The 15,804-nt window shown below is 61.9% G+C and carries 16 protein-coding genes; 11 read left to right on the top strand and 5 right to left on the bottom strand.

Annotation, left to right across the window (positions count from 1 at the left end):
• Positions 1-105 precede the first annotated feature (105 nt).
• From AC07VF_RS15190 to AC07VF_RS15180, 3 genes are all read right to left on the bottom strand, one after another.
• Positions 106-747 carry an oxidoreductase gene (locus AC07VF_RS15190; protein ID WP_192173770.1) on the bottom strand — a complete coding sequence of 214 codons (642 nt, stop codon included), beginning with the start codon at positions 745-747 and terminating at the stop codon, positions 106-108.
• Between the two features lie 123 nt (positions 748-870).
• The gene (locus tag AC07VF_RS15185) at positions 871-2,565 is read right to left on the bottom strand and encodes a C13 family peptidase (RefSeq protein ID WP_192173769.1); all 1,695 of its coding nucleotides are present in this window, start codon (positions 2,563-2,565) and stop codon (positions 871-873) included.
• Between the two features lie 172 nt (positions 2,566-2,737).
• The gene (locus AC07VF_RS15180; RefSeq protein ID WP_495009178.1) at positions 2,738-3,193 is read right to left on the bottom strand and encodes a MaoC family dehydratase; all 456 of its coding nucleotides are present in this window, start codon (positions 3,191-3,193) and stop codon (positions 2,738-2,740) included.
• 287 nt (positions 3,194-3,480) lie between these two features.
• Here AC07VF_RS15180 and AC07VF_RS15175 point away from each other — a divergent pair, with 287 nt between their 5' ends.
• The 3 genes from AC07VF_RS15175 to AC07VF_RS15165 are packed head-to-tail and all read left to right on the top strand — an operon-like array spanning position 3,481 to position 5,172.
• Positions 3,481-3,843 (top strand): CidA/LrgA family protein, encoded by a 363-nt coding sequence (locus tag AC07VF_RS15175; protein ID WP_065988384.1) that lies wholly within the window; start codon positions 3,481-3,483, stop codon positions 3,841-3,843.
• A gap of 2 nt (positions 3,844-3,845) precedes the next feature.
• On the top strand, positions 3,846-4,556 hold the full coding sequence (locus AC07VF_RS15170) for an LrgB family protein (protein ID WP_192133651.1): 711 nt from the start codon (positions 3,846-3,848) through the stop codon (positions 4,554-4,556).
• Between the two features lie 10 nt (positions 4,557-4,566).
• The gene (locus tag AC07VF_RS15165) at positions 4,567-5,172 is read left to right on the top strand and encodes an LON peptidase substrate-binding domain-containing protein (RefSeq protein WP_192173767.1); all 606 of its coding nucleotides are present in this window, start codon (positions 4,567-4,569) and stop codon (positions 5,170-5,172) included.
• A 62-nt stretch (positions 5,173-5,234) separates the two neighbouring features.
• On the opposite strand, the gene AC07VF_RS15160 is transcribed toward AC07VF_RS15165, so the two are convergent.
• Positions 5,235-6,551 (bottom strand): bifunctional DedA family/phosphatase PAP2 family protein, encoded by a 1,317-nt coding sequence (locus tag AC07VF_RS15160; RefSeq protein WP_495009179.1) that lies wholly within the window; start codon positions 6,549-6,551, stop codon positions 5,235-5,237.
• A 4-nt stretch (positions 6,552-6,555) separates the two neighbouring features.
• The gene (locus tag AC07VF_RS15155) at positions 6,556-7,239 is read right to left on the bottom strand and encodes a DNA-3-methyladenine glycosylase (protein ID WP_192173765.1); all 684 of its coding nucleotides are present in this window, start codon (positions 7,237-7,239) and stop codon (positions 6,556-6,558) included.
• Between the two features lie 449 nt (positions 7,240-7,688).
• Here AC07VF_RS15155 and AC07VF_RS15150 point away from each other — a divergent pair, with 449 nt between their 5' ends.
• The 8 genes from AC07VF_RS15150 (at position 7,689) to AC07VF_RS15115 (ending at position 15,795) form a co-directional block, all read left to right on the top strand.
• The gene (locus AC07VF_RS15150; RefSeq protein ID WP_346631210.1) at positions 7,689-8,963 is read left to right on the top strand and encodes a glutamate-5-semialdehyde dehydrogenase; all 1,275 of its coding nucleotides are present in this window, start codon (positions 7,689-7,691) and stop codon (positions 8,961-8,963) included.
• An 82-nt stretch (positions 8,964-9,045) separates the two neighbouring features.
• Positions 9,046-9,690, top strand: a complete 645-nt coding sequence (gene nadD, locus AC07VF_RS15145; protein WP_495009220.1) for a nicotinate-nucleotide adenylyltransferase — start codon at positions 9,046-9,048, stop codon at positions 9,688-9,690.
• A 66-nt stretch (positions 9,691-9,756) separates the two neighbouring features.
• A complete protein-coding gene (gene rsfS, locus AC07VF_RS15140; protein ID WP_192173763.1) occupies positions 9,757-10,176 on the top strand; it encodes a ribosome silencing factor in 420 nt (139 codons plus the stop codon).
• 9 nt (positions 10,177-10,185) lie between these two features.
• Complete coding sequence (rlmH, locus tag AC07VF_RS15135) at positions 10,186-10,653, top strand: 23S rRNA (pseudouridine(1915)-N(3))-methyltransferase RlmH (RefSeq protein WP_037017961.1); 468 nt, start codon at positions 10,186-10,188, stop codon at positions 10,651-10,653.
• A 31-nt stretch (positions 10,654-10,684) separates the two neighbouring features.
• Complete coding sequence (gene mrdA / locus AC07VF_RS15130) at positions 10,685-12,583, top strand: penicillin-binding protein 2 (protein WP_495009180.1); 1,899 nt, start codon at positions 10,685-10,687, stop codon at positions 12,581-12,583.
• A gap of 31 nt (positions 12,584-12,614) precedes the next feature.
• The gene (rodA, locus tag AC07VF_RS15125) at positions 12,615-13,718 is read left to right on the top strand and encodes a rod shape-determining protein RodA (RefSeq protein WP_163022102.1); all 1,104 of its coding nucleotides are present in this window, start codon (positions 12,615-12,617) and stop codon (positions 13,716-13,718) included.
• A 17-nt stretch (positions 13,719-13,735) separates the two neighbouring features.
• Positions 13,736-14,746: a lytic murein transglycosylase B gene (mltB, locus tag AC07VF_RS15120; RefSeq protein ID WP_282367188.1), complete on the top strand. Its 1,011-nt coding sequence runs from the start codon at positions 13,736-13,738 to the stop codon at positions 14,744-14,746.
• Positions 14,746-15,795, top strand: coding sequence for a septal ring lytic transglycosylase RlpA family protein (locus AC07VF_RS15115; RefSeq protein WP_495009181.1), 1,050 nt, complete (start codon positions 14,746-14,748; stop codon positions 15,793-15,795). The genes mltB and AC07VF_RS15115 overlap by 1 nt, the downstream gene beginning before the upstream one ends.
• Positions 15,796-15,804: the final 9 nt, after the last annotated feature.

The raw sequence follows: 15,804 nt of genomic DNA, 5'->3' as shown, positions 1-15,804 counted from the left end.
CTCGCGATTGCGACATGACTGGCCCTGTAAAAGTGACTGTCAAACCGCGTTCGTGAGCAAGCTCACGACTACACAGTTTTTGCTGTCAGCTTGAGCAGTGCTCAGTCATTTCCCCAACCGCCGCAAATCATCTGATTCAACCACCCGCACCCCCTCCTGCTCTTCCAGCGCCAGGCGCCACAACGCGCGGGCGAGGTTGCAGGCTTCGATGCCGCCGTATTTGCCGGGGATCAACTTGGCAATCGGCGCGGCCAGCTGTTCCACAAACCGCTGATCCTGCCGCTCGCCAATCAACAACGACGGCTGGACGATGGTCAGTTGTGGCCAGCCCTGTAGCTTCAGCGCTTCTTCCATCTCGCCTTTGACGCGGCTGTAAAAGATGCTCGATTTCGGATCGGCATTCACCGCGCTGATCACCAGCAGATGACGCGCGCCCAGCTCGCGAGCACGTTTGCCGAATGCCACGACCATGTCCAGATCCACGGCCCGAAACGCTTCCTGGGAACCGGCCTGTTTGATCGTGGTGCCCAGGCAGCAGAAAGCGATGTCCACCGGACCTTCGAGGGTGGGCAACAAACTCTGGAGATCGCCGACCGGGTTTTCCAGCCGTGGATGTTCAGCCAGAGGACGACGGCTGGGGGCGAGGAGGCGGGTGACAGTGGGTTCGTTAAGCAGGCGGTCGAGCAAGTGCTCGCCAGTCAATCCGGTAGCTCCGGCAAGCAAAATGTGCTGAGGCGTCAAGTACATGATCTTTCTCCCTTGATACGCCACAAGCATAGGCGCTGTACCGGAACAGACTGCGAGCGAAGCGGGAGGGTTTCACAAAAACACATGAAATGTTCAAGTGACCCCGCTTTTGGGCCTGAGCACTCAGCGTCGAACGGTATTCAACGCCCGCTCCGCCTGGCTCTTGCGCAGCTGCCGCCAATGGGCGACCACACCTTTCGGCGCCCACATCTGCGGCTCGGAGGCTTCGAAGCTTTCGTCCGTCTCACGCTGGGCGACGATGTCTTTTGCCTCATTGAACGCTTGCACCAGATCGTCGGTTTCAACCAGCGCCTTGCCGAACAGCGCCTCGCCGAAGTAGGTGAAATCGGCCTCCTCAGAGCAGCCAAACGACACTCGATCTTCACGTGAAGCGGTAATCACCATCGTCCGCTCGTCCTTGATCGCCGGAATGAAACCGCCCGAATAGCAGGCGGAAATCACCACCACCTTGTCGCGATTCTTCAGCGGAGCCAGCACGCCAGCCATCTCATTGGCAGGCAGGTCGGACAGCTCCAGACGCGGCTGATCCAGCACCAACTCGTGTTCGTGGGTGCCGTGGCTGGTCAGGTAAATGAAGATCAAATCTTCCGGGCCGCTGCGCTTGGCCAACGTTTGCACGGCGCGGCTGATGGTCTCGCGGGTGGCCAGCGGTCGATCGGCCATATGATCGCGATGGTTCACCAAGGTGATTTGACCCGAAGCGCCGAAGCGCGTCGCGAGCAGTTTGTTGACGTAATCGGCCTCGCGCAGAAAGACGCTCTGCTTGCCATCGCCGCCCACGACAAGGCTGTAAAGCTCGATGGCCGGCGTGGAGGCGGGCACGGCGGCGAGGGCCTTTTCGACGAGGGCACCTTGGGCGAGCAAGCCGATTTCCAGCGGATCCGGCAGCAGCTTGCCGGCGGCATCGCGCACCCGCTGGCCGTTCGACCAGGTGCCGCTCTGGACTTCGCCTTCCGCGGTGGTCAGCACGCCGCTGCCTTGATAGTTGTCGTTCTCGAACTGCCCGATGTACACGCTGCCGTCCGGGAGCTTCAGGCTGCCTGAGCCTGCGAAGCGCCAGTTTTTGAAGTCGCCTTGGTAGCGCGTGCCGTCCGCGCCGATCAACTCGCCCTTGCCGGTGAACGCGCCATCCTTGAACTGCCCCGACCAGACATCGCCATCGGCGTTTTCGTAGCGACCGCGACCGTTGAGCTGATTGTTGTGAAAGCCGCCAACGTACTGATCGCCATCGGCGCTGTTGAAATTGCCCGTGCCTTCAAGCTGCCCGTCGACGAACTTGCCGCTGAACTGGTTGCCGGCCGAATCGCTGCGCTGGCCCTCGCCGTTGGGTTTGCCGTGGGCGAACTGGCCCTGATACTCGCTGCCGTCATCCAGTTCCAGATGACCGGCGCCGTCGTACAGGTCGGCCTTGAACTCGCCGCGATAGCTCATGCCGTGCTCTTTCAGCGTGCCTTCGCCGTCGCGCCGCCCCAGCTTGTAGCCGCCGACGTAGCTGCCGGCGCTGGTCGTCAGCGAGCCCTGGCCATTGAAAAGCCCGTCCTGGAAACCGCCCTTGTACACGTCGCCGTTGCTGGCGTGCCACTCACCCTGGCCGTTCCACTGACCGTTCTTGAATTCCCCGGCGTACCAGCTGCCATTGGGATAATCGATCCGGCCCTTGCCTTGCAGCACGCCGTTGATCACGTCGCCACGATAGCGTCCGCCGTCGGGCAGGCGAGCGTCCGGGGGCAACAGCGATTCGCCATCGCCGCAAGCGGTAAGAAGGAAGGTCAGGGCCAAAGGAGCAAACGCGCGCATGGTAAATCCCGAAAATAAGATGTTTCGGCGTGATCTGATCGCGTACGTGTATCGAGTCGCTCACACAGCCGCAGCGAGTATGCCGCAGCGAGGAACGCTCATGAAACAGTCTGTTACGACTGTTTCATGTTTCAGGAAGGTTTGCGCAGGCGTTATGGAGAGGCGGCGGGGCTTACACGAAGCACAGCGAAAGCGGTTCCGCCACGAACGCAGGCTTGTCCAGGCCTTCGATTTCAAGGGCCGCGGAGGCTTTGAGCAACCATTGGCCGGGCTTCTTTTCGGTCACCTCCGCCAGCGTGACTTTTAGACGAACGCGCGAGTTCACTTTCACCGGCTGAATGAAGCGCACGCTGTCCAGGCCATAGTTGATCGCCATCTGCATGCCTTCGGGCACGACCATCAAGGACTCCATCAGCTTGGGCATCAGCGACAGCGACAGAAAGCCATGGGCGATGGTCGAACCGAACGGGGTTTGCGCTGCTTTTACCGGATCGACGTGGATGAACTGGAAGTCGCCGGTGGCTTCGGCGAACAGATTGATGCGTCCCTGATCAATGGTCAGCCACTCGGAGCATCCCAGGTCCTTGCCTTCATAGCTCTTGAGTTCTGCAACGGGTACGTGGGGCATCGCTACTCTCCTAGTGGGTGATTGTTTTTGCGCTGGATCTTCACGGGCAGGCCCCCTGACACAACGCGCTCGCAGGTTTGCTGCCGCTTCGCGTCAGATCGCGAGCAAGCTCACTCCTACAGTTTGAACCGCAGTCGACGAGGTGACGCCGGCGCTGTTATTGCTTGGCATTGAAGATCAGCACGCGCCACTGCGCGGGTCAACGTGGTCTCAACTGGTGAATACCGCCCCATAGGCAGCGCGGGTGGCATGCCTATAATGTCGCCGCGAATCTGCTGGAGTTTTCTATGTTGCTAAGAGGCCTGACCTGGCTTGTGCTGTTCCAACTGATCGGAACCGCGCTCAATCACCTGTTTCTGTCGATCCTGCCCGGCCCGATCATCGGGCTGGTGCTGCTGATGATCTACCTCATGACCCGCGGCGAAGTCAGTGAACCCATCAGCCTGGCGGCCAGCAGTCTGCTGCGATACCTGCCGCTGCTGCTGGTGCCGCCCGCCGTGGGTGTGATGGTGTATGCCGACCAGATCGCCGAGGACTTCTGGGCGATCGTCGGCTCGCTGGTGATTTCCCTGATGGTGTCGCTGACCTTCGCCGGCTGGCTGATGCAGAAACTCATCGACCGTCAGGCCAATCGCCGGGAGCCATCATGAGTTTGGACTGGCACGGCGCCTGGCTGTCGGTGATTCATCACCCCTTGTTCGGTATCGCCATCACGCTGGGCGCGTATCAACTGGTGCTGGCTGGCTACGAGAAAACCCGCTGGGTGTTTTTGCAACCGGTGCTGATTTCGATGCTGGTGGTGATAGGCGTACTGGTGAGCTGCGGGCTGTCCTACGTTGAGTACCGCAAAAGCACCGAAATCCTCAGCATTTTGCTTGGCCCGGCAACGGTTGCGCTGGCCGTGCCGCTTTATCTGAACCTGCGGCGCATCCGGCAGCTGTTCTGGCCGGTATTGACTACGCTGGTGGTGGGCGGCGTCCTGGCCACCGGGCTGTGCGTCGGGCTGGGCTGGATGCTCGGCGCCGATCACATGATCCTGATGACCATGGCGCCCAAGTCCGTGACCTCGCCGATCGCCATGCTGGTCGCCGAGCAGATTGGCGGTGTGGCGGCGCTGGCCGCAGTCTTTGTGTTGATAACCGGGGTGATCGGCGGCATATTCGGCCCCGGCCTGCTGACGCTGGCGCGGGTCACCAGCCCGGAAGCCCGCGGCATGGCCCTTGGGCTGACGGCCCACGCGGTGGGTACGTCGGCGGCCCTGCAGGAAAGTGAGGAATGCGGCGCCTTCGCGGCGTTGGCGATGAGTCTGATGGGTGTCGCCACGGCCTTGTTCCTGCCGTTGGCGGTGTCTCTGGTTGCTTGAGGATAGGTTTATGTCGTTGCCGTTGTTTACGCTGCCGCTGTTTCCACTGAACGCCGTGCTGTTCCCGGGGTGCGTGCTCGATCTGCAGCTATTCGAGGCGCGCTACCTCGACATGATTAGCCGCTGCATGAAGCAGGGCGAAGGCTTTGGCGTCGTTTGCATCACTGAAGGCAGTGAGACGGGCGACGTGCCGGACGGTTTCTCGATGATCGGCTGCGAAGCGCGGGTCACCGATTTCCAGAAGCAGGACAACGGCCTGCTCGGCATTCGGGTAGTGGGTGCTCGACGCTTTCGGGTGAAGGACTACAGCACCCAGCGCGACAACCTGCTGATCGGCGAGGTCGAATGGCTCGACGATCCCGAGGAACAGCCGCTGCAAGAGGAGGACGACGATTTGGTCGCGTTACTCGCCGCGCTGGCCGAGCACCCGATGGTGGCCGCGCTGAACATGGGCCTCACCGCCAGCGGTCAGCATTCATTGGCCAATCAACTGGCCTACCTGCTGCCCTTCGCCGAAGAAGACAAGATCGAGCTGCTGGAAATCGAAGACGCCGAACAACGGCTCGATGCGATTCAGGACCTGCTCGACGAAATGCAGGGCGACATGCAGGCCTGAATGCTGTTGTTTTGCGCGGCGCGGACCGGATCGTTCTTCCGGCAGGCCGCGCCTGAGCTGTTTCAGTACTGGTAGCGGATCAAACCGTGGGGGAACGAGTGCAGGCCGAACCCGCCGAAAAGCGCCACCATTGCCGGTAGCACCAGCCACCAGACTTTAATCGGCAGGGCCTCCAACGGCTTTTTGTTCTGCACGAACGCAAGGCTCGCCGCGCAGGTGAAAAACGCCAGCAGCATCCCCGCCGTGACATCCGTTGGCCAATGCACACCCAGATAGACCCGTGACATTGCGATCGCCAGCGCCGGAATGCCGCCCAATAGCAGCCACGTCAGGCGCAGCCGCACCGGCTGACCGCGACCGGCAAGCACCGCCAGCGTCATGAACAGCGCAAACGAGGCCGATGCATGTCCGCTCGGCATGCTGTAGGTCCCCAGGGCCTCCGTCAGTACGTCAGGCCGGGCGCGGGCGAAGGTGTATTTCATGCTCTGGTTGATCAGCGCCGCGCCCAGGGTGGTGCCGACCGCGAAGATCGCATGGCGCCATTGCCGCGTGACGACCAGCAGGATCGTCAGCAGGGCGGCGGCGCAGAACTGAGTGCGGAAATCCCCCAGGCCCGTCACCATCACCACGAAGTTTTCGGCCGCAGCGCTCCGACTGGTCTGGACCACGGTCATGATGCCCTGATCGAAATCGGCCAGGTATGGCCAGCCCAGAAAAACACTTCCCAGCAGCACGAAGCAGGTCAGGGCGATGACCTTGGTCGCGTAGGGCTTTTGCCGAAGGCTGCTCTGCACGCTGATGCCCAGCAGAAGCGCCAGCCCGCCGCCCACCACGGCAGCCTGGGGCCAGAAGTTTTCCGGCAGCGGCAGGCGGATGGCCGCACCGGTCGCCCAGCCCGGCAGTATGTAGGCCACAGACCAGCCGGCAGCGGCAATCAAGCTCACACCGGCAAAGCGCACGAACGGCATGTCGCACATCCCGGCCACCATCGGCAGCATCGGGCGCAGCGGGCCGATGAAGCGGCCGACCAGCAGGCTGGCGATGCCGTAGCGCTGGAAGTAGGTCTCGGCGCCGCCGATCCATTCCGGATGATTGCGCAGGCCGGGCAATTGACGAATCTTCTGATGAAAGCGCCGGCCGAGGAAGTACGAGACCAGATCGCCCAATATCCCGCCGAGGAACCCCAGCAACAGCGCTTCACTCAACGGGAGTATGCCGCTGCCGGCCAGTGCGGCGATCGCGAACAGCACAACGGTCCCGGGGACGACGATGCCGGCAATCGCCAGGCACTCGATGAACGCAACGATGAAAATCGCCGCGCCGAGCCAGGAGGGGTTGGCGCTTAGCCAGGAGGTGATGCTGTCGAGCCACGCGCCCATGGGTTCAGTTTCCTTGCTCGATGAAAATATAGTCGCGTCCTTCGACTTGCCCGCGTCTGACCGGGTTCCGTGTGCAGAAGCGGGCATAGGCGGCGTCAACGAACCGGTACATCAGGTGCTCGTCGCGTCCGGCGGGGATGCCGAGGCGTGTCGTTTGGATAATGCGCGGCGGTCGCTGGCCCACGTCCTCGACGAAAAGCCGTTCTTCATCGAAGCGCTGGGCGTCCCACATCGGCACTTTCAGGCCCAGCGCTTTGCACAGCAGCGTCTGCCCGGCGCACAGCCGCTCTGGCGTGCGCACGTTGCCGCTGGCGTCGGGATTATTGAGCAGCATGCGGGCGAGGGCGTTCTCATCGGACACCGCGTCGACCCAGGGATAAGCCGATTTGATCAACACGGCATTGCCCGGACCTTCCGCGCTGAAGTTCAACGAGTCACCGCCACGGGCGTAATACATATAAATGTGCCCGCCTTCCAGAAACAAAGCCTTACGTTTTTCTGTGTAACCGAGGGACGCATGACTGCCTTTCTCGGCCACGTAATACGCCTCCGTCTCAATAATCCGCGCCGACAACCACAACCCGTCGACCTTGTGGCGGATCACCTTGCCCAGCAAATCCCGGGCAAGCGTCTGAGCATCGCGATGAAAAAAACTGTCCGGCAGGGCGCGTGGCGATTGGTCAGGCATAAACAACGGCAGTCAGAGAATGGACCGCGATCATATCAACATCGGCCTTAATTGGAGCTGAATGGCTAGGCACGCACCGGGGAGCAGATCAAAAATCCCATTGCCCACACGGGCGCCTTCCCGGCTGAAGCCGGTCCCACTAAAGCACCGTGTTCACATAGTGGGACCGGCTTTAGCCGGGAAGCCCTTGATCTGCCCAAACGCGCTTTTGATCTTGATCTTCGTACGCAAAAATTCCAGACACCGCCAAACGCGACTTGGGTGCAGGCTGAGCGCAGGGCCCACGCAGCGGGAACGGAGTGAGGGTATTGCGACGAAGGAGCAACCAAACCCCCGCATTGAGAACAACAAAACCCCCTTATTCTGACCATCCGCCCGTCGCCGCTGTCGTTCAGCACGCCCGACAGCTATAATCCGCCGCTTTCCCATTTGCCAAGACCCCCGAGACCATGACTGAGTCCGTTCTTGACTACATGACCCGCCTGGGTCGCGCCGCCCGCGAAGCCTCCCGCGTGATCGGCCGTGCCAGCACCGCACAGAAGAACCGCGCCCTCGCAGCCACCGCTGCCGCGCTGGACGCTTCCCGTGCCGAGCTGACCGCCGCCAACGAACAAGACCTCGCTGCCGGCCGCGCCAATGGACTCGAACCCGCTCTGCTCGAACGCCTCTCCCTGACCCCGGCCCGCATCGACAGCATGATCGCCGGCCTGCGTCAGGTCGCCAGCTTGCCAGACCCCATCGGCACCCTGCGCGACATGAACTTCCAGCCGTCCGGCATACAAGTCGGCAAAATGCGCGTGCCACTGGGCGTCGTCGGCATCATCTACGAGTCGCGCCCCAACGTAACCATCGACGCCGCCAGCCTCTGTCTCAAATCCGGTAACGCCACCATCCTCCGTGGCGGTTCCGAAGCCATCAATTCCAACCGCGCCATCGCCGCCTGCATCCAGCGTGGCCTCGACGAAGCCGGCTTGCCTGCCGCCGTCGTACAGGTTGTCGAAACCACCGACCGCGCCGCCGTGGGTGCGTTGATCACCATGCCCGAGTACGTGGACGTCATCGTCCCGCGCGGCGGCAAAGGCCTGATCGAACGCGTCAGCCGCGACGCCAAAGTCCCGGTCATCAAACACCTGGACGGCATCTGCCACGTCTACGTCAGTGCCCACGCCGACCTGGCCGCCGCCCAACGCATCAGCTTCAACGCCAAGACCTACCGGTATGGCATCTGCGGCGCGATGGAAACCCTGCTGGTCGATCAAACCATCGCCGCAGACTTCCTGCCGCCCATGGCCGCCCAGTTCCGCGAAAAAGGCGTCGAGCTGCGCGGCTGCGAGCGCACCCGCGACCTGATCGACGTTTTGCCGGCTACTGAAGAAGACTGGCACACCGAGTACCTGGCGCCGATCCTCTCGATCCGCGTCGTGACCGGTCTGGATCAGGCCATCGAACACATCAATCACTACGGCTCGCATCACAGCGACGCCATCATCTCCGACTCGCAAGCCCAGACTCGCCGCTTTATGGCTGAAGTCGACTCGAGTTCAGTGATGGTCAACGCGCCCACCAGCTTTGCCGACGGTTTCGAATACGGCCTGGGTGCGGAAATCGGCATCTCCACCGACAAGATTCACGCGCGGGGTCCCGTGGGGCTCGAAGGCCTGACCTGCGAGAAATACATCGTCGTCGGCGATGGCACACAATTGCGCGGGCAGGGGCCGGTCTGACTTGGCCGACGTCGGTCAGGCTTCAGTGAGCGGCGCCCAGGCAGTGGCCGATCCGATTGCGGTTCCGCTGAACACTGCACGGATGCCCCAGCGCATCGGCATACTCGGCGGCACGTTCGACCCGGTGCACATTGGCCATTTGCGTGGCGCGCTGGAAGTCGCCGAGCTGCTGAAACTCGATGAGCTGCGTCTGACGCCCAGTGCCCGACCGCCTCATCGCGACACGCCGAGCGTTTCGGCCCAGGACCGTCTGGCGATGGTCCAGTGCGCGGTGGCCGGTGTGCCGCCATTGACGGTGGATGATCGCGAGCTGTTGCGCGACAAGCCGTCGTACACGATCGACACGCTGGAATCGATGCGCGCGGAACTCGCCGCCGATGACCAGCTATTTTTATTGCTGGGTTGGGACGCCTTTTGCGGGCTGCCTTCCTGGCATCGGTGGGAAGAGTTGCTGGAGCGCTGCCATATCGTGGTGCTGCAACGCCCGGACGCCGACAGCGAGTCCCCGGATGCGATGCGAAATCTGCTCGCGGGACGTGCCGTCAGTGATCCGAAGGCCCTCAAAGGGCCCGGCGGAAAGATTACGTTCGTCTGGCAGACGCCGCTTTCGGTGTCTGCCACCCAGATCCGTCAACTGCTGGCCAGCGGTAAGTCGGTACGTTTTCTGGTGCCAGACGCGGTACTGGCCTATATCGATACGCACGGGCTGTACCGTGCGTCGAACTGAAGGTGTGTTGCTACGCAGCCAAGTGCGCGAAGAAACGCCCAAACATACGAGTTGAAAGAGTTTTTTATGACTGACAAACGCGCTGTAAACCCAATCATCGAAGTGATCAGGGCTGCCCTGGACGACGTCAAGGCCCAGGATATCCAGGTGCTGGACGTTCGTGACAAACAAAGCATCACCGACTACATGGTCATCGCGACCGGTACTTCCAATCGCCAGATCAACGCGATGCTCGACAAGGTCCGTGAAGAAGTCAAAAAACAGGGCCTCAAGCCGCTGGGCGAAGAAGGCAAGGGCGACAGCGACTGGGTGCTGCTGGACCTGGACATCGCCATCGTCCACATGATGACCGCCTCCGCTCGCCAGTTTTACGACCTCGAGCGTCTGTGGGCCGGTGCCGAGCAGAGCCGTTCGGCCAGCGCTGCACACCACAGCCCGGAAAACGCTCACGTGCATTTTGACAAGCTGAACAAAGACCAGGCCTAAGGCTTCGTTGTGCGTTTGCGTCTGATCGCCGTTGGTTCCCGCATGCCCAAGTGGGTGGAAGAGGGTTGGCATGAATATGCCAAGCGTCTGCCATCCGAACTGGCGCTGGAGCTGGTGGAAATCCCGCTCAACACCCGTGGCAAGAACGCCGACGTGGCACGCCTCATCCGTCAGGAAGGCGAGGCCATGCTGGCGAAAGTGCAGCCGGGCGAGCGGATCGTCACGCTTGAAGTGCATGGCAAGCCATGGAGCACCGAGCAACTGGCGGGCGAGCTCGATCGCTGGCGTCTGGATTCGCGCACGGTCAACCTGATGGTCGGCGGTCCGGAAGGGCTGGCGCCGGAAGTCTGTGCACGGGCCGAGCAGCGTTGGTCGTTGTCGCCGCTGACGTTGCCGCACCCGCTGGTGCGCATTCTCATCGGTGAGCAGATTTATCGTGCCTGGACCGTGCTGTCCGGTCACCCTTATCACAAGTAGCGCCGCTGCCTTCACTGTGAACCTGCCCTAAATGTCTCAGCCGATTCGCCTGAAAGACCACGAAAAGGACGCACGCCTGGTGCGCAGCCGAGTCGTGGTCGGCGCAGTCGCGGTCGTCGTGCTGATCTGCGTGCTGGTCGCGCGGCTGTATTTCCTGCAGGTCATCCAGTACGAGTACCACTCGACGCTGTCCGAGAACAATCGCGTTCACGTGCAGCCGATCCCGCCGAGCCGCGGGCTGATCTACGACCGTAACGGTGTGGTCATTGCCGACAACCGGCCCAGTTTCAGCCTGAGCATGACCCGCGAACGCTCGGGTGACTGGACCCAGGTGCTGGACACCATCGTCCATGTCCTTGAGTTGACGCCTGACGACCGGATCATCTTCGAAAAGCGCATGAAGCAGGGTCGCCGGCCGTTTGAGCCGGTGCCCATCCTGTTCGAACTCACTGAAGAGCAGATCGCCCGTATCGCCGTTAACCAGTTCCGCCTGCCGGGGGTTGAAGTGGTGGCGCAGCTGGTTCGCCACTACCCACAGGGCGAGCACTTCGCCCACTCGGTGGGTTACATGGGCCGGATCAACGAGAAAGAGCTGAAAAGCCTCGATCCCGTGAACTACAGCGGCACCCACCACATGGGCAAAACCGGGATCGAGCGTTTCTACGAGCCCGAGCTGCACGGTCAGGTCGGTTACGAAGAAGTCGAAACCAATGCCCGCGGCCGCGTACTGCGCGTGCTCAAACGGACCGATCCGGTGCCCGGCAAGGACATCGTCCTGAGTCTCGACATCCAGTTGCAGGAAGCCGCCGAAGCCGCCCTGGCCGGGCGTCGCGGCGCGGTGGTGGCGCTGGACCCGAACACGGGTGAGGTGCTGGCGATGGTCAGTCAGCCGAGCTTCGACCCGAACCTGTTCGTCACTGGCATCAGCTTCAAGGCCTATTCCGAGCTGCGCGATTCGGTCGACCGACCGCTGTTCAACCGCATTCTGCGGGGCCTGTACCCGCCGGGTTCGACCATCAAGCCGGCGGTGGCGATTGCCGGTCTCGACACCGGCGTGGTCACGGCCAGCACGCGGGTTTTCGACCCCGGCTACTACATGCTGCCGAACTACGATCACAAATACCGTAACTGGAACCGCACCGGCGATGGCTGGGTGGATCTGGACACGGCGATCATGCGCTCCAACGACACCTACTTTTACGATCTGGCCCACAAGGTCGGGATCGATCGGCTGTCGGCGTACCTGAACAAGTTCGGCATCGGCCAGAAGGTGTCGTTGGACATGTTCGAAGAATCCCCCGGCCTGATGCCGTCCCGTGACTGGAAGCGCGTGACCCGGCGGCAGGCGTGGTTCCCGGGCGAAACACTCATTTTGGGGATCGGCCAGGGCTACATGCAGGCCACGCCGTTGCAGTTGGCCCAGGCCACCGCCTTAGTGGCGAACAAGGGCAAGTGGAACCGTCCGCACTTGGCAAAAACCGTCGAAGGGCAGAAGCCGGTGGACGAGAACCCGATGCCGGACATCGTCCTGCGTGATCCGTCGGACTGGGCCAAGGTCAACCACGGCATGCAGCAAGTGATGCACGGCGCTCGCGGTACCGCGCGCAAAGCCGCCATCGGTGCCCAATACCGAATCGCCGGCAAGAGTGGTACGGCTCAGGTCGTGGCCATTCGGCAGGGCGAGAAATACGACCGCTCGAAAGTCCAGGAACGCCACCGCGACCACGCTTTGTTTGTCGGCTTCGCGCCGGCCGACAGCCCGAAGATTGTCGTCGCGGTGATGATCGAAAACGGCGAGTCCGGGTCGGGCGTTGCCGCGCCCGTCGTGCGGCAGGTCATGGACGCCTGGCTGCTTGATCCACAGGGCCACCTGAAACCCGAATACGCCAGCAATGCACAGCCTCCGGAGACCGCGGCCCGTGAAGAGTAATTTCGACCGCATCTTGTCCAGCGAAGATGTGATGCGCCGTCGCGCCACGTTTCTGCAGAAAATTCACGTCGACGGCCCATTGCTGATCCTGCTGCTGACGCTGGCGGCGGGCAGCCTGTTTGTCCTTTATTCGGCCAGCGGCAAGAGCTGGGACCTGCTGATCAAGCAGGCGACATCCTTCGGTATCGGTCTGGTGTCGATGTTCGTCATCGCCCAGCTCGAACCCAGGTTCATGGCCCGCTGGGTGCCGGCCGCCTACGTGATCGGCGTTTTGCTGCTGGTGGCGGTGGACGTCATGGGCCACAACGCCATGGGCGCCACGCGCTGGATCAACATTCCCGGAGTCATTCGCTTTCAGCCCTCGGAATTCATGAAGATCATCATGCCGGCGACCATCGCCTGGTACTTGTCCAAACGCACGCTGCCGCCGCACCTCAAGCACGTCGCGGTGAGCCTCGGGTTGATTGGTCTGCCGTTCATTCTGATCGTGCGTCAGCCGGACCTCGGCACCTCGCTGCTGATTCTGGCGTCCGGCACCTTCGTGCTGTTCATGGCCGGCCTGCGCTGGCGCTGGATCATCAGCGTGGTGGCGGCCGCGGTACCGGTGGCGGTCGGCATGTGGTTCTTCTTCATGCACGATTACCAGAAGCAGCGGATCCTGACCTTCCTCGACCCGGAGAGCGATCCCCTCGGCACCGGCTGGAACATCATTCAGTCCAAGGCAGCGATCGGTTCGGGCGGCGTGTTCGGCAAAGGCTGGCTCATGGGCACGCAGTCGCACCTGGACTTCCTCCCGGAAAGCCACACCGACTTCATCATTGCGGTGCTTGGCGAAGAATTCGGGCTGGTGGGGATTTGCGCGCTGCTGCTGATCTACCTGTTGCTGATCGGCCGCGGGCTGGTGATCACCGCCCAGGCGCAGACGCTCTACGGCAAGCTGCTCGCGGGCAGCCTGACCATGACCTTTTTTGTTTACGTTTTCGTCAATATCGGTATGGTCAGCGGTCTGCTGCCGGTCGTAGGCGTGCCGTTGCCCTTCATTAGCTACGGCGGAACTTCGCTGGTGACGCTGCTGTCAGCGTTTGGTGTTTTGATGTCGATCCACACGCATCGCAAGTGGATCGCTCAGGTTTGATTAAGGTGAAGAACTCAATGCAAGTAGTGCGTGGCTGGGCTGCTCGATATGCGCCGCTGGTCGGTCTGATGGGCATCTTCGGCTCAGTGCAGGAATCACTTGCCGGTGACTATGACGGCTCTCCTCAAGTCGCCCAGTTCGTCAGCGAAATGACCCGCGATTACGGTTTTGCGGGCGAGCAACTGATCGATGTGTTCCGCGATGTGCAGCGCAAGCAGGCGATTCTCGATGCCATTTCGAAGCCTGCCGAGCGTGTGAAACCGTGGAAGGACTATCGCCCGATGTTCCTCACCGACGCGCGTGTTGCCCGGGGTGTCGACTTCTGGCGTCAGCACGAGGCCGCCCTGGCTCGCGCCCAGCAAGAGTATGGCGTGCCCGCTCAGGTGATCGTTTCGATTATCGGCGTCGAGACGTTTTTCGGCCGCAACACCGGTAATTACCGGGTGATGGACGCATTGTCGACGCTGGCGTTCGACTATCCCCAGCGCGCTGATTTCTTCCGCAAGGAGCTCCGTGAATTCCTGCTCCTGTCCCGTGAACAGCAGGTCGATCCGCTGACGCTCAAGGGCTCCTACGCCGGCGCCATGGGTTTGCCTCAGTTCATGCCGAGCAGCTTTCGCGCCTATGCGGTGGATTTCGACGGCGACGGCCACATCAATATCTGGAACGACCCGGACGATGCAATCGGCAGCGTGGCCAGCTACTTCCAGCGTCACGGCTGGGTGGCCGGTCAGCCGGTTGTCAGCCGCGCGGACGTTCGAGGTGACCGTGTTGATGAGGGCTTGAGCCCCGGCATCGATCCGGTGAAGAACGTTGGGGAGTTGCGAGCGTTGGGCTGGGCGAGTCATGATGCGCTGCGCGACGACATGCCGGTCACGGCGTTTCGCCTCGATGGCGACAAAGGCCCTGAATACTGGATGGGTCTGAAGAATTTTTACGCAATCACGCGATACAACCGCAGCGTGATGTACGCCATGGCCGTGCATCAGCTGTCTGAAATGCTTGTTCAAGCCCGGGACGTCAAGTAATGCGGCCACTGCCGATGCAACAACCATTGAAACTGATGGCCTTCACGGCGCTGACTTTGCTGATCGTCAGTTGCTCGACCAGCCGCCCGACGACCACGACGCAGCGGCAGCAGGGCAACATCATTCGTTCGCAGCCCGGGCTGGACATCAACAGGGCGCACAAAGACGGCGCGCCCTGGTGGGACGTTGACGTTTCGCGCATCCCCGACGCCATTCCGACCCTGCACACCGGCCCCTATAAGGCCAACCCGTACACCGTGCTGGGCAAGACCTATTTCCCGCTCAGCGATTCCAAGACCTATTCCCAGACGGGAACGGCGTCCTGGTACGGCACCAAATTCCATGGACAGAACACCGCCAACGGCGAGGTCTATGACCTGTACGGCATGAGCGCGGCCCACAAGACCCTGCCGCTGCCCAGCTATGTTCGCGTGACCAATCTGGACAACAACCGCACGGTGATCCTGCGGGTCAACGACCGCGGCCCGTTCTATTCCGACCGCATCATCGACCTGTCCTACGCGGCGGCGAAGAAACTCGGTTATGCCGAGACCGGCACAGCGCGGGTAAAAGTCGAAGGCATCGACCCTTCTCAGTATTGGGCGCAGCGCGGCAAACCGGCGCCGCTGATGCTGGATCAGCCGCAGGTGGCGAGCAGCAATCCTCCGGCGCGTCAGCCGCAACCGGGCGCTCCGCTGATTACCGCATCAGCGGGTACGATCGAACAATGGACGCCGCCGCCGCAGCAACATGCCGCCCCGGTCACACCCGTGCCGATCGACGCAAAAAAAAACGCTTCCGGACAAGCGTCTGGGCTGTTTCTCCAAGTGGGAGCCTTCGCCAACCCGGACGCTGCGGAACTCCTGAGGTCGAAATTGAGCGGGATGGTCCGGGCGCCGGTGTTCGTGAGTTCGATCGCACGCAATCAACAGACGCTCTATCGCGTGCGGATGGGACCGGTCGACACGCCGGGTGAAGCCCAGCAACTGCAAAACAGCGTAAGGTCGGCCAATCTCGGCTCGCCAAGCGTCGTCACGTCGGACCAGTAACGCTTTTAT

It is taken from the genome of Pseudomonas sp. GW821-FHT02H06 (assembly GCF_059421525.1).
Note: the sequence above shows the minus strand (reverse complement) of the source record. Positions and strands in the feature narration are given on the sequence as shown.